General features: G+C 66.3%; 17 protein-coding genes. 11 read left to right on the top strand and 6 right to left on the bottom strand.

What is annotated here, in order from left to right; genetic code table 11:
• Positions 1-43 precede the first annotated feature (43 nt).
• The 3 genes from ABD340_RS44400 to ABD340_RS44390 all read left to right on the top strand — a co-directional run bounded on the left by ABD340_RS44400 (position 44) and on the right by ABD340_RS44390 (position 4,001).
• Complete coding sequence (locus ABD340_RS44400; RefSeq protein WP_344597792.1) at positions 44-439, top strand: pilus assembly protein TadG-related protein; 396 nt, start codon at positions 44-46, stop codon at positions 437-439.
• Positions 436-3,132 carry a BTAD domain-containing putative transcriptional regulator gene (locus ABD340_RS44395; protein ID WP_344597791.1) on the top strand — a complete coding sequence of 899 codons (2,697 nt, stop codon included), beginning with the start codon at positions 436-438 and terminating at the stop codon, positions 3,130-3,132. Before ABD340_RS44400 ends, ABD340_RS44395 begins: the two co-directional genes overlap by 4 nt.
• A gap of 71 nt (positions 3,133-3,203) precedes the next feature.
• On the top strand, positions 3,204-4,001 hold the full coding sequence (locus tag ABD340_RS44390; protein ID WP_344597789.1) for an NYN domain-containing protein: 798 nt from the start codon (positions 3,204-3,206) through the stop codon (positions 3,999-4,001).
• A 142-nt stretch (positions 4,002-4,143) separates the two neighbouring features.
• Here ABD340_RS44390 and ABD340_RS44385 read toward each other — a convergent pair whose 3' ends face one another.
• Positions 4,144-4,476 carry a hypothetical protein gene (locus ABD340_RS44385; RefSeq protein WP_344597788.1) on the bottom strand — a complete coding sequence of 111 codons (333 nt, stop codon included), beginning with the start codon at positions 4,474-4,476 and terminating at the stop codon, positions 4,144-4,146.
• A gap of 222 nt (positions 4,477-4,698) precedes the next feature.
• On the opposite strand from ABD340_RS44385, the gene ABD340_RS44380 reads away from it, so the two are divergent.
• Complete coding sequence (locus tag ABD340_RS44380; RefSeq protein ID WP_344597786.1) at positions 4,699-5,829, top strand: WD40 repeat domain-containing protein; 1,131 nt, start codon at positions 4,699-4,701, stop codon at positions 5,827-5,829.
• A gap of 151 nt (positions 5,830-5,980) precedes the next feature.
• On the opposite strand, the gene ABD340_RS44375 is transcribed toward ABD340_RS44380, so the two are convergent.
• On the bottom strand, positions 5,981-6,187 hold the full coding sequence (locus tag ABD340_RS44375; protein ID WP_344597784.1) for a hypothetical protein: 207 nt from the start codon (positions 6,185-6,187) through the stop codon (positions 5,981-5,983).
• 11 nt (positions 6,188-6,198) lie between these two features.
• Positions 6,199-7,827 carry an ISL3 family transposase gene (locus tag ABD340_RS44370; RefSeq protein ID WP_344597783.1) on the bottom strand — a complete coding sequence of 543 codons (1,629 nt, stop codon included), beginning with the start codon at positions 7,825-7,827 and terminating at the stop codon, positions 6,199-6,201.
• Between the two features lie 503 nt (positions 7,828-8,330).
• Here ABD340_RS44370 and ABD340_RS44365 point away from each other — a divergent pair.
• Complete coding sequence (locus tag ABD340_RS44365; protein ID WP_344597781.1) at positions 8,331-9,359, top strand: NAD-dependent epimerase/dehydratase family protein; 1,029 nt, start codon at positions 8,331-8,333, stop codon at positions 9,357-9,359.
• On the opposite strand, the gene ABD340_RS44360 is transcribed toward ABD340_RS44365, so the two are convergent.
• Together ABD340_RS44360 and ABD340_RS44355 are read right to left on the bottom strand one after the other, a co-directional pair.
• Positions 9,334-9,846 (bottom strand): GNAT family N-acetyltransferase, encoded by a 513-nt coding sequence (locus ABD340_RS44360; protein ID WP_344597779.1) that lies wholly within the window; start codon positions 9,844-9,846, stop codon positions 9,334-9,336. The genes ABD340_RS44365 and ABD340_RS44360 overlap by 26 nt on opposite strands.
• Positions 9,843-11,240, bottom strand: coding sequence for an NsdA family TPR-like regulatory protein (locus tag ABD340_RS44355; RefSeq protein WP_344597778.1), 1,398 nt, complete (start codon positions 11,238-11,240; stop codon positions 9,843-9,845). Before ABD340_RS44355 ends, ABD340_RS44360 begins: the two co-directional genes overlap by 4 nt.
• A 470-nt stretch (positions 11,241-11,710) precedes the next feature.
• Here ABD340_RS44355 and ABD340_RS44350 point away from each other — a divergent pair, with 470 nt between their 5' ends.
• From ABD340_RS44350 to ABD340_RS44335, 4 genes are all read left to right on the top strand, one after another.
• Positions 11,711-12,232, top strand: coding sequence for an HAD family hydrolase (locus ABD340_RS44350; RefSeq protein WP_344597777.1), 522 nt, complete (start codon positions 11,711-11,713; stop codon positions 12,230-12,232).
• A gap of 88 nt (positions 12,233-12,320) precedes the next feature.
• A complete protein-coding gene (locus tag ABD340_RS44345) occupies positions 12,321-13,097 on the top strand; it encodes an endonuclease/exonuclease/phosphatase family protein (protein ID WP_344597775.1) in 777 nt (258 codons plus the stop codon).
• 81 nt (positions 13,098-13,178) lie between these two features.
• Positions 13,179-13,721: a hypothetical protein gene (locus tag ABD340_RS44340; protein ID WP_344597773.1), complete on the top strand. Its 543-nt coding sequence runs from the start codon at positions 13,179-13,181 to the stop codon at positions 13,719-13,721.
• Entirely contained in the window at positions 13,718-13,927 is a 210-nt protein-coding gene (locus ABD340_RS44335) for a hypothetical protein (RefSeq protein WP_344597771.1), read from the top strand. Before ABD340_RS44340 ends, ABD340_RS44335 begins: the two co-directional genes overlap by 4 nt.
• Positions 13,928-14,189: 262 nt before the next feature.
• Here ABD340_RS44335 and argS read toward each other — a convergent pair whose 3' ends face one another.
• Entirely contained in the window at positions 14,190-16,238 is a 2,049-nt protein-coding gene (gene argS, locus ABD340_RS44330) for an arginine--tRNA ligase domain-containing protein (protein ID WP_344597770.1), read from the bottom strand.
• A gap of 646 nt (positions 16,239-16,884) precedes the next feature.
• On the opposite strand from argS, the gene ABD340_RS44325 reads away from it, so the two are divergent.
• Together ABD340_RS44325 and ABD340_RS44320 are read left to right on the top strand one after the other, a co-directional pair.
• The gene (locus ABD340_RS44325) at positions 16,885-17,997 is read left to right on the top strand and encodes a radical SAM protein (protein WP_344597768.1); all 1,113 of its coding nucleotides are present in this window, start codon (positions 16,885-16,887) and stop codon (positions 17,995-17,997) included.
• Positions 17,994-18,554 carry an aspartyl/asparaginyl beta-hydroxylase domain-containing protein gene (locus ABD340_RS44320; protein WP_344597767.1) on the top strand — a complete coding sequence of 187 codons (561 nt, stop codon included), beginning with the start codon at positions 17,994-17,996 and terminating at the stop codon, positions 18,552-18,554. Before ABD340_RS44325 ends, ABD340_RS44320 begins: the two co-directional genes overlap by 4 nt.
• Positions 18,555-18,565 lie beyond the last annotated feature (11 nt).

Here is an 18,565-nt window from a genome sequence, read left to right as displayed (position 1 = left end):
AAACCACCCACCGGTGAGAGACCAACGGCCGGACCGGGGATCCATGAGCGTGTTCGCCGTCATCATCACCCTGGTCGTGGTCGTGTTCTTCGGCGCAGTTGTCGACTTCGAGCAAAAGCTCGAAGCACGCCACGACGCCCACACCACCGCCCAGGAAGCGGCCAGAGCAGGCGCCGGACACATCGACCTCGACCACGCCTACGGCCACGGCCGCTTCGTCGTGGGACGCCAAGCCGCCCAACGTGCCGCCGAGCAATACCTCCGGGCCGGCGGCCACGCCGGCTCGGTCACACCCGTCGGCACGCGCTCCATCCGAGTCCGCGTCACGGTCACCAGGCCGGCCCTGTTCCTTCCCCTCATCGGCATCTCCACGCTGCGCGCCGACGCCGTGGCCGTCGCGGACCTGACCTACGGAGTGGAAGGACCCAGCCAGCCATGAGCCCAACGGCACCAACCCGCCTCGCCGAGATCTGGCGCGGCATCGGCGCGCTCGCCGTCCTGGCCGGGCTGCTGGTCGCCTGCCCCGTCCTGCTCTACGCGGTCGGCGGCTCCCCACTCCCCTGCGATGCACCAGCCTGGCCGGAGATCAAGGCCTTGCTGCTGCAGCCCGACACCGACCACGCGCTGTTCCTGGGAGCGGTACGGCTGATCGGCTGGGCCGCCTGGTGCCTATTCGCCGCCATCATCGCCGCGGAAACCATCGGCTACCTCGCCGGACGATCCGCCCCCAGACTGCCCCGGCCCATCCGCCCCGCCCAGCACCTGGCCCGCGACCTGATCGCCATGACCGCCCTCATCTTCACCACCAGCACCGCACTCACCCACCCGATGACCAGCACACCAGCACACGCCACCAGCCCCGCACCCCAGACCACAGACCCCAGGGCCCCTGCATCCGTCGGCGCCGAGAAAGCACCGTCCCAAGAGAGCCCGCCAGCCATCAGCGGCGCAGAGCAAGCAGAACGCCCGCGGTTCCGTACCCGCATTGTCGAGCGAGGCGACACCCTGTGGGCCATCGCCCGCCGCGAGTACGGCTCCGGAACCCGTTACCCGAAGATCTTCAAGGCCAGTCGGCGCCTCACCCAGCCCGAGGGCGTTCCCCGTCTCACCGATCCCGACCGCATCTATCCAGGACAGACGCTCCGCTATCCCCAGCCCAAGACAAACAAGGGCAAGCGCTCAGCCGCCAGCCCTTCGAAACCGGTGGCGCCCAAGAACTCCTCCAGCCCACCAGCAGCCCCCTCCACGCAGCCACCCAACCGACCGGAGAAGCCCCTTCCCCCGTCGCCCACACACTCGCCGGGGAGTGGGCCGACCTCGGCTTCTCGCCCTCCGGTCGATCCGCCTCCTGTAAATCAATCCTCCGGGCCGCAATCGCCTCCCGCGGCACAGAGAGCCGAGCACACCAAGCCGTTCGCCATCACCCTGCCCAGCGGCGCCTACCTCGGTCTCGGCCTCGCCTCGGCCCTCAGCGTCGCGCTGGCAGCCACCCGCCTGCACCGGCGCCGCCGCCGAACGCTCGCCAGCCGGACCTGGCCGACACCCGCCACACCCGAGCCGGCACCGCCGCCCGCCGTCGCCCAAGCACACCGAGCCCACCTGGACACCTACGCCGACCGCGACGAGCCCGTCCCCATCGACGCCGACCTCCTCGCGCGAGACCTCGCCACACCCATCCCCGACCAGATCACCCTGGGCATCGGCCCTAACGGCGCTATCGCCCTTCCGCTCCCTGGGCTCGGACTCGGCATCGCAGGGGACGGAGCCATCGGCACGGTCCGGGCGATCGCCACTGAGCTCCTGGCCAGAGCACGCGCCGACCGCGTCGAACTCCTCATCCCCGCACCCGACGCCCACACCCTGTTCCCCGACACCGACATCACCGAACTGGCCGACGCCCTGCCCGGGCTCATCGTCCCGCCCACCCTCAACGCGGCCATCACCCACCTGGAAGCCGAAATCATCCGCCGCGCCCGCCTCCTGGAAGACACCGAAGAACCCGACCTGCCCAGCCTCCGCGCGACCGACCCTGCCGAACCGCTCCCCGCCGTCCTGCTCATCGCCTCCGTGCCCGAGCACGCCAGCAACACGCTGCACGCCATCGTCCAGCTCGGAGCCCGCTACGGCATCGCCTCGCTCCTCCTCGGCTCCTGGCCACCCGGCACCACAGCCAATGTCCGCAACGACGGCTCGGTCACCAACGCCGAAGGGCACCACGCCGACGCCCTGCACGACGCACGCCTGTTCAACCTCACGGCCACCGACGCCTGCGGCATGCTCCAGACCATCCGCACCGCCACCGGCGCACCCGAACCGGCACCGCCCCAACCGCCCACAGAAACCGACCGCAGCCCCGACCCCGTCCCGCCGCCCCGTGCCTCCAATGATGGCCAGCAGACCCTCGTTCAACTGTCCCTGCTCGGCCCCGTCACACTTCACACGCCCGACGGGCCCATCACCACCGGGCTACGCAGAAGCTCCCGATCCCTGCTGGCCTACCTGGCGCTCCACCCGGACGGCGTCAGCCGCGACCAAGGCACCGCCGCACTCTGGCCCGACCACGACCCCGACACCGCCACCACGATGTTCCATACCGCCATCAGCAACACCCGCAAGGTCCTCCGCCAAGCCACCGGCCTGCGCGAACCCATGTTCATCATCCACGCCGCCGGCCGATACCGACTCGACCCCCACCTCATCGACGTCGACCTCTGGCACCTCACCACCACCCTCAACCGGGCACGCCATGCCGAGAACGACACCGACCGCACCCAAGCCCTCCGCCCGGTCACCGACCTCTACACCGGCGACTTCGCCACCGACCTCACCCACGAATGGGCCGAAAACCATCGCGAACACCTCCGCCGCACGGCCACCGATGCCCTGGCCCACCTCGCCCACCTCACGCGGCATGATCAACCCGACCACGCCCTCGGCGCACTGGAACACGCAGTCCGCCACGACCCCTACTCCGAACCCCTCTACCGCCGAGTGATGGAACTGCAAGCCCAGCTCGGCCGCCCCGACGCCGTACAACGCACCTACCGCCTCCTCACCACCCGCCTCGCCGAACTCGACACCGAACCCGACGACCAAACCCACCAACTCATGACCGCCCTTACCAGCAGCTAGAATCCGATGAACAGTCCCGCCCGACTGGCCGCCGTCATCTCGACCGCCGCTCCCTCTTGGAGCCGTAGCGCATGACCGCAGAGAACACCGGTGAGAACACCGCGAAACTGGCGGTACTGATCGACGCCGACAACGCCAAGCCCGCGATGGTGGAGGGGCTGCTGGCGGAGGTCGCCAGGTACGGAACCGCCCACGTCAAGCGTGCCTACGGAGACTGGACCGGCACGAGGCTGAAGGGTTGGAAGGAACAACTGCTCGCCCAGTCGATCCAGCCGATCCAGCAGTTCGCCTACACGACTGGCAAGAACGCCACCGACGCCGCGATGGTCATCGACGCGATGGACCTGCTGTACTCGGCGCGGTTCGACGGATTCTGCATCGTCTCCAGCGACAGCGACTTCACCCGTCTGGCCGCCCGAATCCGAGAATCCGGCCTGACCGTGTACGGATTCGGTGAACGCAAGTCCCCCAAGCCCTTCGTCGCGGCCTGTGACAAGTTCATCTACATCGAGAACCTCCAAAGCACCGCCGCCCCGGCCGAAGCCAAGCCCACCCCGCGCACATCGGCGACCAAGCTCAAGGGCGACACCGGCCTGGTCAACCTGCTCCGCCACGCCGTGGAGGCGGCCTCCGACGACGACGGCTGGGCCCAGCTCGCCTCCGTCGGCCACATCATCACCAAGCAACGCCCCGACTTCGACTCCCGCACCTACGGCTACACCAAACTCAGCGACCTGCTCGCCGCCACCACCCTCTTCGACCTGGACCGCCGCACCCCCGGTGACGGAAAAGCCGCCATCATCTACGTCTGCGACAAACGCCGCACCGACAACACCCCAAAGCAAGCACCCAGAGGGGCCGAACCGTGACGCCAATCGGTACCGTCGCCCCCGACAGATATTTGCTTTCAACCCGTAGAGCAGGCGCAACACAACGCCGCTGCCGTGCAGGACGGCCCGGGATCAAGTTCCCTGAATCATCAGAAGGGGTACTTCTGGGGCACGAGCGACGTCATCGCGTCGTATAGCAGTAGTTGCTCTTGTCCTTGAAGTAGTGCCTGGCCTCCGGGACGCCGTACCGCCACCGGCAGCCCGCATTCCGTTGGGCCGCCGTCAGCAGCATCGTGTCGTCCGCCCGTCTGACGCAGTACGCCCCGGGCTGCGGCGTCTCGCGGTACGCCACCCACTCCCAGCCGAGCGATTTGCAGTACTCGGTGAAGTGCCCGGGCCCCCTGGGGCTTCGCCGACGGCTGGGCGGGCGAGATCCGCGCGCGCCTGGCCTGTCGTCATCACCACCTCCCACCCCGGCGAAGAGGAGTCCCACTCCCGCCACGACGGCCGCCACGACGGCCGTGGTTCTGTTCGTGCCTTCCGACCGCAGATGTTCGCGACGGACGACCGCACCCTCGTCACGGCGAAGGTGGCGTTCGCCAGTTGTGACCGCACCCGATCGCTGCCTAGGCGGGGGCGACTTCACCTGCAGCTCGTCAGCGCTGATGATCATGCTGGGCCCGGGTGCACGGTCACATGTGACGAGCAGCCATAGGAGTGCAGCAGGACGCGGACCATGCGGCCGGCCAGGCGTACCGGCACCGAATGGCGGCCCATACGGACACAGATCTCGGATCGGCGGACATCCACTCGAGGATGGAAGACCCGGCCGGTCTCAAACGGCTCGTTCGGTACCGGCCGCAGCAACGGCTGTTCCAGCGCGAAGTGCTCCCCGCCGGTACGCGCGCGAGAGTCGATCCGCCGCAGGTCATCGGCGGCTTCCTACTCGGCGATCCGCGCGTTGAGCTCCATTCAACCCGGTAGATTCTCGGCCATGTATCTCGATCTCACCGGCATTCCGGATATCCAGGTGCCTGCGGCCGAACTCGTTCCGTTCTCCCCCGAGGACGGCCTCGGGTGCGATATCGCCTTCTCTGACGACGGCCGGCTGCTCGCGGCCATCAGCTATGAGGGAACGCTGGTGGTGTTCGAGACCGCCGGCTGGGCCGAGGTGTGCCGCGTAATGGAGGCCGTCAACTTTGCTTTTCCGCGGCTGATGTGGGTGCCGGGCGGTACGGTCGTCACGATCGCGGCCGCGGACGACGACACCATCGAGCAGGTGGCCTTCGACCCGCGTACCGGCGACTCCGTAGCGGTGCCGGCCGAGGCCGGGGTCAGGCGGTCCCGGACGGGCCGTGTTCGCGCCACCTTTGGATACGACGCGGGCATCGAGGTCCTCATCGAGGACGGTACGGGACCGCGCCGCCACCGGACCGGGCCGGACCTTCTCTTCGAAGCCGTCTCGTTCACCGCGGACGAGACCCGTATGTACGCGGCGACCCTGGACGGTGGTGTCTACCTCCTCGAACCGCCGGAGGCCGATCGCCTCACGAAGACCTTGCCGATGATGCCCGCGGTGGCCACTCTGGCTGTGGCGCCGGACGGCCGCCACCTGGCCGTTTACGGTGTTCCTTCCGCTGATGGGGAGGAGTACGTGATCGCCGTCGTCCGGCTGGAGGACGAGGTCGTGGTCGCATCGCACGACCTGGGCCATCACGTCAGCACATTGGCCTGGTCGCCCGATGGCACAACGCTCGCCGCACTGGTCATGCGCGACCGCGACGCCGGTGGCGACGTCGAGGTCATCCGGATCATGACGGCCGGCGGCGATCGCGTCCCTTCACAACTCGCAACCCACCACCCCTGACCGCCCACCCCCGGCCCGCCCACAGTACGGTCACTTCTCACAAACATTGATCATGGCTCCGACCCCAAGCGCGGTCAGAACTCACGAACAAACGCGGCCACTTCTCGGGATCTGGCTCAAATTCCGTGAAGCGGTCACGGTCCGTGAAGAGTCACTCGGTGGAGGCATGGGCGGTGAGGACGCGGACCATGCTGGTGTCACCTTCGACGATGGCCGCGGCGTTTTCGTAGGCGCGGGCCTCGGCTTCGTAGATCTCGTGGTCCTCAGGGTGTTGGAGGGCGAGGTGGCGACGTGCTTGGGCGATGCGGCGCAGGTCGGTGGAGATCTGTCGGCGGGTCGGATCTGGTGAACGGGCCATGTCGCTCCTTTTCAGTGGGCGTTGAGGACTCGCTTGCGCAGTAGCGGGAATCCGGCTCGGCCGAACATCTGGCGTTTGAGCATTTTGATGCGGTTGACGTGGCCTTCGACCGGGCCGGAGTTCCAGGCGAGGGTAAGCCCGGTGGTGACGGCGTCCAGGTCGCGTTCGAGACCGTTGGCGAAGCCGTGGAGGCTGGGCAGATCGTCGGCTCGGACCGCGGTGATCCAGGCCGGAAGGTCCTGGCCTTGGCGTTGGGTGAGGATGACGGCGAAGTCGCGGACGTGGCGGGCGAGCGCGTCCAGCTCCGGGCACCGTGCCTGGATCGCTTTGAGGTGGAGGTGCTGTTCTTCGTCGAGCCGGTCGGGGCGGGTGGCGATCCAGCCGGTCACCTTGCGGACCGAGGGCGCGGCGGCGGTGACCGGCTGCGGGACCCGCCAGGGCCGCAGGTAGGCGCTGAGGGCGCCGTAGCTGCCGCGATATCCCATCGCGGTGATCTCTTCCAGCAGCCGGGTGGCGTTGCGTTCGCCTTCGTCCCACCGCTGGTGCAGGTAGGTCCTGTAGTCGTCGACCATGCTGGGCTTGGCGGTCCACTGGCCCCACAGCAGTTCGTCGGCGGTCTCGGCGCGGACGTAGCGGATCACGGTGCCAGAGCCCATGCCGAGTTGGCGGGCGATCGAGCGGATGCCGTGCCCGGCGTCCTTGAGTTCGTGGATCCGGGCGTGCTTGGCGCGGGTGCGGTCGGCGAACCTGGTCGAGCCTTTCGGCTCCGGGGCGGGCGGTGCCGGCTCTAGCTCGGGGTGCGGATCGCGCAGGCAGGAGCGGTGCCGGGAGACGGATCGTTCGATGGCTTGGATCAGGTTGTGCCACAGATGCCACCTGTCCGCGCACTGGATCGCTTCGGGCGCGCCGTTGCGGGCTCCTTCGGCGTAGGCGCCGGCACGGTCGCGGCAGATCACCTCGATGCCGGGATGGTCGGCGAGCCAAGCTTCCAGGGTCTCGGCTTGGCGATCGGGCAGCAGATCGATCGGACGGTGGGTGTCCATGTCGATCAGCACGGTGCCGTAGACGTGCCCGCGCCGGGTGGCGAAGTCGTCCACGCCCAGGACGCGGACCTGTCCGACCGGCGGGTCCGGAAGTGCCTGGACCAGGCGGATCAGCGTGGACCTGCTTGCACGCAACCCGATCAGGCCCGCCAGCCGTGCGCCTGCCCGACCCGCCAGGGCCAGGCCGAGCCGTTCCAGCAGCCGGTGCAGCAACGCCGTGCGGCGGCCGTGCCGCCTGGTCACCACCGGCACCTGCTCGGCGAACGTGCGCCGTTCGCACACGGTGTTGTCGCAGAAGAACCGGCTCACCTCAAGGACGATCACGACCGGTCTGCCACCCGCCGTGAGGTCGTGCAGCCGACGGCGGTAGCGGCTATGGCGCCGGGCGGCCGGCGTCCCGCAGTGGTGGCAGACCGACCTTGTGGTCTGGGTCCGCGCGGTGACCACGACACCGTCCTCGGCCTCGGTGACGTTATCGACCTGCACATCCTTCAGGTGCGGGAAGAGCAGATCGGCGCAACAGGGGTTCTCGCCCGTGCGGGCATGCAGCACAATGACCTCGCGGCCGCTCGTAGGGATCAGTTCCGGGATGAACAAGATCCTGACGATGCGGCCGCGCCCATGCGCGCAGAGTTACTCAACCGCGATTCGGCCCGTCTCACCGCCTACGAAGCACACTCCGTGACCGCTTCACGGAATTTGAGCCAGATCCACTTCTCGCGAACGAAATCACGGCCGCCACGGCGAATCCACCGACGAGCTGGGCGACCAAGCCATGACCGAGGACGCCCCAGATTCGGCGCCACCATTTCCGAGGCTGGGGGTCAGGCTGATCCGTCATCAAGAACTCCCGGAGAAGGCGGACATGGCGGCGCGGTCACAGTAAGGCCGGGGAGTTCACTTGTCCCGGATGAGGGCAAACCACAATGGCCAGGAAAGACGGTTGTCACCTCCGAGCCGAGCCACCGCTTTCAAAGCGGTCTTCACCATGCCGCCTCTGATCAACGAAGGCCGCTCGTCCGGTCAGGGCGGAGCACTCACAGACCGGGCCCGAGATCAAGATCAATTTGTCACCCACGGCCTCGTGTTTCAATGGCGGGATGCGGCTGCTGATCGTGGGCGGATCTTGGTTCGTCGGGCGTGAAATCGTCTCGGCTGCGATCAGCAGGGGATATGACGTCACGGTCTTCAATCGTGGCCGTTCTGGTCGGCCGCCGGTCGGTGCCACCTTCGTCCAGGGCGATTGGGAAGATCGCTGGGATGTTGCCCGTCTCGCCGGGCACGGCCCGTGGGACGTCGTCGTGGACGTAGCGGGCTCGATACCTGCTGTGGTGCGCAACGTTGCGCGCTCCCTCGCACCGGTCACCGGACGGTACGTCTTCATATCCACGATCTCCGCCTATCGCGACTGGCCGTACGCGCCAGTTGATGAGAGCTCACCACTTTGGGACTCCACACCGGATCACGACCCGGGCACCAGGCGGTGGGATCCCGATGCTTACGGGCCTCTGAAGGTCGGTTGCGAGCTGGCGATCCGACGTGAGTTCGGTGACGACGTCCTGGTCATACGACCTCACGTGATTCTCGGACCGCACGAGTACGTAGGGCGCCTGGCCTGGTGGTTGCGCCGCATCGACCGGGGCGGGCGGGTGCTGGCTCCGGCACCGCCCGATCGTGGATTTCAGCCGGTGGACGTCCGGGACGTCGCGTCGTTCACACTCGACCAGGTTGGCCAGGGCAGCAACGGTGTCTACAACGTCGCCGCCCCGATCGGACGTGACACTTATGGCGCTCTCCTGGCGGCATGCAAGGAGGTGACGGGCGGTGCTGCCGAGATCGTCTGGGTGGACGAGCAGTGGCTGTTGAGGCAGGGCGTGGTCGAATGGACCGAACTGCCACTTTGGCGGGCACTGCCGAACGCCTGGGCCATGGACGCCGGCCGCGCACAGGCCGAAGGATTGCGATGCCGTCCGTTGGAGGTGACGGTGCGAGACACCTGGGCATGGTTGAGCAACGGTGGCCGTCCCGTGGACCACGAGCGCTTCGCCGAGCACGGCATCGCCCCTGCCCGCGAAGCGGGGCTGTTGGCCGAGTGGGATCGCGTCACTCCCCGTGCGGCAGCTTCTTGACGAATGCCCGGTTGATTTCGGGGTCCCTGTAGCCGACGGCGTATCGAGGTCGAGGTTGGTAACCCGTGCTGGTGTAGAGCGCGAGCGCGGCAGTGTTGCGGATCCCGGTCTCTAGGATCGAGTCGGTGAAGCCCGCTGCCGCGGCGCGGCGCTCGAGCTCGGCGAGGATACGTCGCCCCAGACCGGTCCCGCGGAGTCCGGGGAGCGAGTACATCTTCTTGATCTCGATCGTCCGGCTCGGGGCGTCGTGGGTCCGGTAGCCGCCGCAGCCCACCGGGACCGCTCCCGCATAGGCCACCAGGAACAGGCCCTCGGGTGGGGCGTAGTGCGCCGGATCGGCTTCGACCGGGTCGGCATAGCCGTATCGCTCGACCTGGTCGTCGAAAAGGGCGCGGACGAGGCGGATCGCGGCCGGGTGATCGTACGGAAGCTCGTGAAGCGTAACCTTGCCGAACTCGAGGGGAACGCCGGTACGGCTGTCGATCATGTTCGAGGAAGCGCTGCGTCGAATTCCGGTAGGAAGTCCGAGACTACCTCGGAACGCCTGCGCCGGGCGAAGGCGGAGCGGAGGTCTCGCAAGTAGGTGATACCGCGGATGGACTGAACCTCGGGAAGCCTGGTCAGTGCGGCTCTTGCGGCGTCTACCGCGGCGTCCAGGTCACCGTTGAGAAGGTGGGCCTTGGTCAGGAACGCCCCGTGCAGCAAGGCGGAGCGGGGGTAGCCGGGCCGGGCACCGATCTCGGCGTTCGGGGTAAGCAGGGCGATGGCCTCGCGGAGCAGAGCCCTTCGCCCGACCAGCGTCCGCTCAGCCAGAACCACGAGTGCCTGGCCCGCCTCGGAGACCAGTTGTTCGGGCTCCAGATAGTAGAGGTAGCCGGGCACGTCCCCCAACACGCGCTTACTCAGGAGATTCCGAGCGGTGTCCGACGCGTTGCGGAAGCCCGACACATCGCCGACCGCGGCGTACGCGGTGGCGTTTCGTCCGAAGACACGAGCCTGAAGCACAGGAGAGGCCGGGCAGGACCGCTCGGCCGCCGCGCAAATGTTCACGGCATCGGCGCCGTGACCGGCGAAGGCCGAGACGTAGGACAGCATGCCGATCGCGTTGACAGCCCGCCCAGGCTCGCCCAGGCCAACGGCCACTCGCTCACTCAACAGCAGGTAGCGCTCGGCGGCGCCCCGCCGGCCGGCATCGAAGTGCACCCAGCCGACCAACTGGGCGAGATCGGCCACGATCGTCAGAAGCTGTCGACCGATCGCGGGCTCGTAGTCCGCCGACCGGACGAGGTCGAGCACGGAGCGCAACTGTCCGGTGATGTAGCGGAGGCTGAGCGCGCCTCCGCCATGCTGGTCGTCGAGCTTGCGCAGCGCCGTGACATGCGCGGCGATGACATCGATCTGAGGCTGCAGGACGCGATCGCGGTGCGAGTTCTGTTTGCTCCATTGAAAGGTGACCCGCAGGCCTTGATGGACGGCGGCGGTGAGGTCCGGGCCGGTTGCCGGTGTCACCTCGGCATGTGCACCCGCGCTGCGGGAGGCCAGTTCCGCCAGGGCTGTCAGATTGCCGTCGGGTGTGACATGGCCCTCGAGACCTCCCATGGCGGTGAGGACTGGACCGCCGTCCCTCCGACGGTCCGGCCATAGCTCGTCGACTGTGACGAGAGTCCCGAGACGCTCGGACAGCACGGCCGCCGCGACCGAAGGGATCGGATCGTAGGGCTTGTATCCCTGCCGCACCCACGAGTAGGGCGCCGTGAGATCAATACGGCGATCGCCAAGGCGGCGTCCATCCAGCCACCTGTTGATCTCCGTGGCGAGCTGGCGCGGATTCATCTCGGCACGACGTAGCGCCTCGGCCAGCGGTGACGGTTCTTTGGCCATCTGGCCCTCCCCAGCCCCTGCCCATCTTCGCGAACGGTAACGCTATAGGTACGCCGGGCGAAGTGGGCTGCTGATACGAACAGCCAACCTTCACGACCTTCACGGGAAGGTCTTCAGGTTCACGATGTTCACGCTGCGTGCTGGTACCGCACGTTGTGCACGCGCTGGTCCACTGGACGAACCGACAGCGGCGCCTCGGCACCGCGATGACGTCCAGGAGGTGTGCCAGTGAACGCCGTTGCACCGGTCGGATGCCCGCCGCCTGAGCCCGCCCTTTGAGCTGGAGGCGGCGCCGCGGCTTTTGACGTCGCGGTTGCGGCGTCGCCTCCGTCCACGTGGGTGCGGCCGGCCAGGGGCCTGTTGCCGGCCGCACTCACATCGAGCGTCGTGCGGTGCCTGCCGTCTTCCCCCCCGTTTCGGCGGGCGCCGTACGACCCCGCCCCTCAATCACCCGAGATGAGGACGCCTCCATGCCATCCCGTCCGTTCGCCGCCGCGGGCTTGGGCGGCTCCATCGAGGTCGTCGCGCTGAACTATGGCAGGACACTGGATGACAGCCGCCGCTACGACCCGGAGCTGGGCATGCGGCCCGTCAGCGATATCGCCATCCAGGTCATCCGTGCCCTCCACACGCAGCTGGGCCTGAGGCTGCTGGTGGCCTCCAACACTCGCCCCGGGCAGGATCGCCGACGAGCCCTGGCCGCCGCCGGTCTCGGGACGTGTTTCGCCGGTGTCGTGCAGTCCCATGAGCTTCGGGATCTGGGCAAGCCGTACCGCGGCTTCTTCCGGCACGTCCAAGCGGTAGCCGGCTGCGCTCCAGGTCGACTGCTGTTCGTGGGCCACAACCTGTTGCACGACGTACTCACGCCCGTGGAGTTGGGCATGCCCGCAGTCCTCGTCGGGCCCGTGCCGCCCCGCGGCCTCCCACTCGGCGTGCAGCTTCCCGATATCGCCGTCCTTCCTCAACTGCTGGTGGAGGGCACCGATGACTGATCACGTCTTGCCATCGGACGTCGACCGCCTCGGCAAGCTGCGCGGCACCGCACCTTCCTGCCCACTCATCACCCAAAGGAATGACCCCATGGACGTTTCGCCCTTGGCCTTGCGAGTGGCCACCTACAACCTCAAGGGCGGCACCAGCGCACGGGACCGTACCCGGGAGCTGTGTGACCTCGCCTCGCTCGCCGCGCTGGCCCCGCACGTGATCGGCCTGCAAGAGTGCAAGTGGTGGAACCACGACCACCGTCGTCACCTGGGCGTTGCCGAACGCATGCTCAATAAGCGCGGGATCCTGTTGGAGAGCAACAGCGACGGTTGCCATCTGGCCCTGCTCGTCGACCCGACCGTCGTGGAAATCGTCGACCTGCGACACCGCACGCACGGCTTCCACCACGGCGTGCTGTGCGTCCAAGCAAGAGTCCACGGCCACCCGCTGGATCTGGCCGTGGTGCATTTGGCGCCCTCCAGTCCGCTGCGGCGCGAACTCGAAGCCGAACTCTTCAAGCTCTGCGTCCCCATCGACCATCCGATCATCGCGATGGGCGACTGGAACGCCGCTCCCAGCGAGGAGGCCGGGGTGAAAGTCCCCAACGGCGTCGACCCCGCGCACGCCCGCCGCAAGCTCGACACCCGCGCGGCCAAGGCCCTGGAGGAGGCCGGGCTGATCGACGTCGGCGCGCACCTGGGCGACCACAGCCCGACCGTGGGACACACCGGAGACCACGAGCTCGCCTACCGGTGCGACCGGATACTCAGCACGCTGCCCACCACCACCTTCACCGGCCATCAGGTCCACGACTTCGGCAGTTCCGACCACAGACCCGTCGAAGCCTGCTTCGACCTCGCCAAGGCCCGGTGAGCACCAATGACCTGGCACCCCACCAACAACAGGCCGCCGATCGGCCCCTCGCCAGCACCCGCCGCCCGACCCCACGCGCCCATGATCACTCCGCAGCCGGCAATCGCGCATCTGGATCGCCTCGCCGGCGCGTCGCAGCGCCTGGGCTGGCCCGCCCGGTTCTGCGTGCAGACAGGCCCTCGCCTTCTGGTGCACCACCCGCAGCGCGACGACATCCACCTGACGATCACCGTGGAACCCCACCCACTCACCCAGGACCCCAACCTGCCCCACTACCGACTATCCACCGGGCCGCTCATCCCGTGCACGAACCTCGACGCAACGCTCGCGGCCATCACCAAGACGCTGACCGAGAGCTTCGGCCAGCGTTCTGAGGCTGTCAACGACGCGCCCATCCCCAACGGAACAACCGCGGAGGAGCAGGAGAAAGTCGACGAGCTGCTCACCGCGCTCAAGCGTCAGGGCGTCCAGGTCTGGCATGGCAACGCGACGCACAGCTGGTGGGCCTTGGTCCCCGACGCCATGACCCACGACGGGACTCGCGAGGCTCGGCTTCTGGAGTCCCCCAAACCTCGCAGCCTCATCGACGCGATCTTCAAAGCACGCGGACGGCACACGCGGTGAAAGACCCGATCATGATCCAAAGCCCATGCGGCGCTTACGTCATCACGCGCGACGGCCAGGAACTAGCCGAATTCCGCCCGGACGGCACCGGCTGGTGGGACGCCCGCATGGCCAGTGGCAAGCCTCGCCGACTGTGGGCCACGCACACGCTCGAAACCGAGACCGACGTGGCGCTGACCGTCGCCACCCGTCTGCTCTACAGCTGACCGCGTAGGTTGTGTGTTCTACGGTCTTGGCCAAGCCCACGGCCGACGCCCTCCACGCTGGTTGCAACTGGACGACCCAACTGCAACCAGCGGCGAGTCAGAGACGCAAGAGCTGATCATGGTCGGCCCCGACAACCGAGGAACCGGTGGTTCGGGAGCCGCTGCAGGTCCCCGAGCGTGCACGCGCGGCCCGAGTGCGATCAACCCGCCGGGGCCGCCCGCCCTGACGCCAGTGAAGAGCCAGTCACCACAGGATCAGCGGTCAGATCTGGGGAGGACACTCGACGTGGCAAAGGCTCAATCCCCTGGCCAAAGTGAGTTCCACCGCTTTGGTGATTAGCAGCCTGAACTCGTTGACCTGGTCTTTCTGGAGGACGGGCGCGACGGTGTAGTAGGAGTTGTACAGAATGGCCAGATCCAGGAGATGGCGCACGAGGATGGAAGGGTTGTCCTCCGCAGCAGCCTTGGCGACTTTCTCCGGGTACTCAAACAACCGGAGAAGCAGCTGTCCTTCCTGGCTGTCGACGGTGAATGCATCGATGTCAGCTGCCTTGGGCAGCGCCTTGCCATAGCGGCGCAGGATGGACCGAGCTCGGACGGCGGAATAGACGACGTAGGGACCGCCTGACTTTTCGAACTCGGCGATCACTGGGGCCAGGTCGCCCTGAGGGATGGGCACGGTGCCCTTCATGTCCTTCTTCAGGTCGTTGAAGAAGACGGCCCCTACCGCTAGTTGCCGGGCCGCCTGTTCGACCTCCGCAGGGCTCAGGTCGTTGCTACCCTCGGCCGTCTTGGCACGGTAGTGCTCCACTGACTCGGCCAGCAGGTCATTGACGCTGGCGACGCTGTCGCGGCTGGAGAGCTTCTTCCCGGTCTCGGCGTCGACGTAGAAGCCGAACGGGATGTGCCGGAAGCTCACCTCCCCCGGCTTGACCAGACCGAGCGTCTCAGCGGCTTGGAAAACCCGCGAGAAGTGGACGCGCTGCTCTTGGCCGACGACATAAACGATGTCAGAGGGATCGAAGATCTCCCGACGCATCCGAATCGCGCCCATGTCGCGGGTGGCGTAGATGCTCCGTCCATCCGAGCGCCGCACGACAAGCCGCTCACCGTCTGCGAGGGGCACAACGATGGCATCCAGATCCTTGGCGAGGGTAGTGGCGGCCTGGTCGCGGGCCTCAGACGTGAGCTCGTCATTCTCGACGAGCCCATCGAGCCTGGTGAGCTCCTGGTCAACCATGTCCCGGGTGAGTCGGTAGGCGCGGCCGGCCTCTATAGCTTCGTCCACCACCTGGTTGCCGGCGTCAGCGTAGAAGCTCTCGCCCATGGTGAAGTCGATCTCGATATCCAGCGCCCGGTAGAACGACTGGAAGTCCTCCAGGCTCCACGCGACCATCCGCTCCCAGAGGGCGACCTCATCCGCGTCTCCTTCTTCCAGCTTCTGGAAGCGGGCGTCCGAAGCAGCCACGAATTGCTCGTAGGCCATCTTCAGTTCTCCGGCGGTCTTCACGTCGGGGAAGTAGGTGTCGATAACCTCTCGGTCCGTCGCCGGCAAGACGTCAAGATCGACGCCTGCCTCGACGGCGCGTTCAAGAGAACGGCGGATGGCGTAGATGGACAAGAGCCGATCGTTCTCGCCCATGGAGGCAGGGAACCGGTCGTGAAAACGGCGGTATCCCTCCAGCATGAAACCGAAGCCGCCGAAGTCGTTGATGTGGTTGACCCGGTAGACCAGCCCACCGCACGCCTTGTACAGATTCGTCAATACGTGCCCGATCATGGTCGAGCGCAGGTGGCCGGCGTGCAGCCGCTTGGCCACGTTGGGCGAGGAATAATCAACCACATATGTGCGGTCTGCCCGGCTGTCGTTCAGACCGAACTGCTGGTCCAGGTCTACGACCGCTTGGACGCTCTTGAGGTACCAGGCGTCGGCCAGGCGGATGTTGACGTAGATGCCCTTGTGGGCCACCTCATCGACCACGTCGCTTAGATCGGGCCCACGCACGGCCTCGACGATCCACGGAACGTGGGAGCCGATGTACTCCTTGGCTCCAAACTCCTTAAGCAGACCGGTCACCCGGATCGCGATGTCGGCCCCCATCTTCGCGCGATCAAGGATGTCCAGTTCCCAGCGCAGGTCGGTGCGTCCGGAGTGCTCTTCCAACGCCCGCGTGATACGGGCCTTGAGGTTGGCCAACGGGTAGCCGGCAGCAGCTGGGAACGCGGAAAGCTGTCGGCGCTCCTTAACGGAATCGCGGAGCGACTCGATCTCGTGCCGATAGATCGCATTCAGCTTGGCCAACTCGTTCATGGGATGGGTTCTGGTCCTCGAAGTAGTCGTTACCTGCCGACGTCTCAGTCGATGCTCAACTCAGGCGCATACAGGGTCGAACATGCCACTGCCCGGCCATGCCAGTCGGCGTCGGTCGTCGGCGTGCAGCACCGTGTCCCGGCGCCTCGTGGCGCCGACGCGAGGCATGCCTGGCCAGCAGTCGCAGCCCACCTGCACCCACCAGCCCGAAGATATCGCCTGGATCGACACCCTCGCAGTGGCCAGCGTCCATAGCGTAGGTGTTTGACTCAAGAGGGTACCTCAGCAGCCCCTGGCTCATCCTTGCCGCCGGTGACTGCGGGTCGCACCACTCGTCGCGCTACTCACCGATGTCCTCGGTCCGACAACCAACACGGTCCCGCAGTGACGCCGCGGCGAGCAGGACGAGATTCGTCCTGGCGAGTCCGCAGGTCGGAGAGCGACTGAGCTCGAGCCTCGTCGCCAAGAGGCTCCGCAGTATTGACCTCCGACGCCTCGGCGCTCATTATGTTTGCTGGGAGCCGAGAATACCTCTGCACAATGGAGGCCGTGTTTGACATCCCTTTCCAGAGCAGGCGGTTCATCTTCCTCAAGAGCTGAAATCTTGAGCCGAATCACAGGGCGTTCTTGGCGGGATGAGAATTTCTTGGCGCTTCTGCTTTCGGATCCCCGCGCTGCACTGGTGGACGAGTTTGGAGAAGTTCCCGAAGGTTTTGAGAACGCCGTGTTCCGGCCCCGCGAGGTCGACCGTGTCATTTCTCGGGCCACTCCGTCGGGTCATCGCCTGAAGGTTCGCCCCAAGCGGGGTGATAAGCCACTGAGCGTGGTCACGCGCTACTTCCTCGGTACGCCGGAGCTCGTCGTGGTGTTTTACACTAAGCGTTGCCGGTACCAGTGCACGTTCTGCACCCTGCCGGCGACATCGGCCTACGGCGACGTACCAACGGAAAGTATCCAGGCACAGCTAAAAGCCGCCTTGGAGTTCGCAACACAAGAGCTACCCGATATCCGCATGGTTTCTCTTGGCAATGAGGGATCGATCCTCGACGAAGAAACGTTCAGCCGTGAACAACTGCGGTACGCACTGGAAACCTGCGCAGCGCTCCCCTCAGCGGACGAGATCGTCTTGGAGACGAGGGCGGAGTTCGCCACTGAAGCCCTATTGGACGAGCTCGTCGAGCTGGTCTCGCCAAAGCGACTGACTCTCAAGATCGGTCTTGAGAGTGCGGATCCGCAGGTCAGAGAGCGAATCCTGCGGAAGAAAATGGATCTTGGCGGGTTCGAGAGGGTCGTGCGGTCTCTAGGAGAACGTGATATCGGCCTCGCGTCCTATGTGTTGGTGAAGGCTGACCCAAGTCACTCCGATACCGATGGGCGAGCCGACGCGATCGCCACCTGCGAATATCTGAAGGACTTGTGCAAATCAAGTAACACCCGGCTTACCTTGCGGGTTAATTCCATGTACCGAGCAGAGGGGTCCCTGTGGTCCACCTGGGCGGAGAGCCAGGGTTGGACGCCACCTTCACTTTTCGACATCGCCGAGGTGATGTACGCCGTCGCAGATGAGGACGTTCAAGTGTTCGCAGGCCTGTCAGAGGAGGGGCTCGCCACCCCCGGCGGACACTTCGAAGCCAGGGAAGACTTCCAACCCTGGGCACTCACGGCGCTGGAAGAGTACAACCGCTCAGGAAAGATAGACCTACTCCGCCAGGTGGCCACCCATCGTTCCATCGGGGCTCCTGCCCCGGAGCCGAGATGAACATGTCGAAGTTCGACGGCCAGGTCCGCAACCTTGGAGAGATCCCGCACGAGTTACTGGACCCGTTGATATCCCGCATCCGGGACGCGGAGCATTTGTGGGTGGTCGGCGACTCCAGATTTGTGAAGACCCTCGACGACTCACGTCACATCGTCCTGAGCTTCCCCGACAGGTATCCAGACAACCATTACCCAGCTTCCTTCACCGAACACTGGCCGGAGTGGAAGCCGCTCGTGGAGCCTGTTATCGACCTGGTGAGGGAACGGTACGGATTCACAGATGCCGGCCTGGCCAAAATCATGTTTTCCGCTCTCAACGCACGTGCCTGCGTCCCGCTCCACGTGGATACAAACCTGTCGTCCCGGGTCCCGCACAAGGTGCATGTTCCTCTCATTACGGACTCGTCCGTCCACTTCGTCATCGATGGAACACGCCATCACCTCGCTCTCGGGCAGGCCTATGAGATCAATAACCTGCTCCCTCACAGTGTGGAGAACGGAAGCGACCACGCTCGAGTGCACCTGATCTTCGAGATCTACCAGAAGGCCCCTGTATGACGGCCTTGGGC

Source organism: Actinomadura vinacea (genome assembly GCF_039532545.1).
GTDB lineage: Bacteria > Actinomycetota > Actinomycetes > Streptosporangiales > Streptosporangiaceae > Spirillospora > Spirillospora vinacea.
This window is presented reverse-complemented; position numbering and strand designations above follow the sequence as displayed.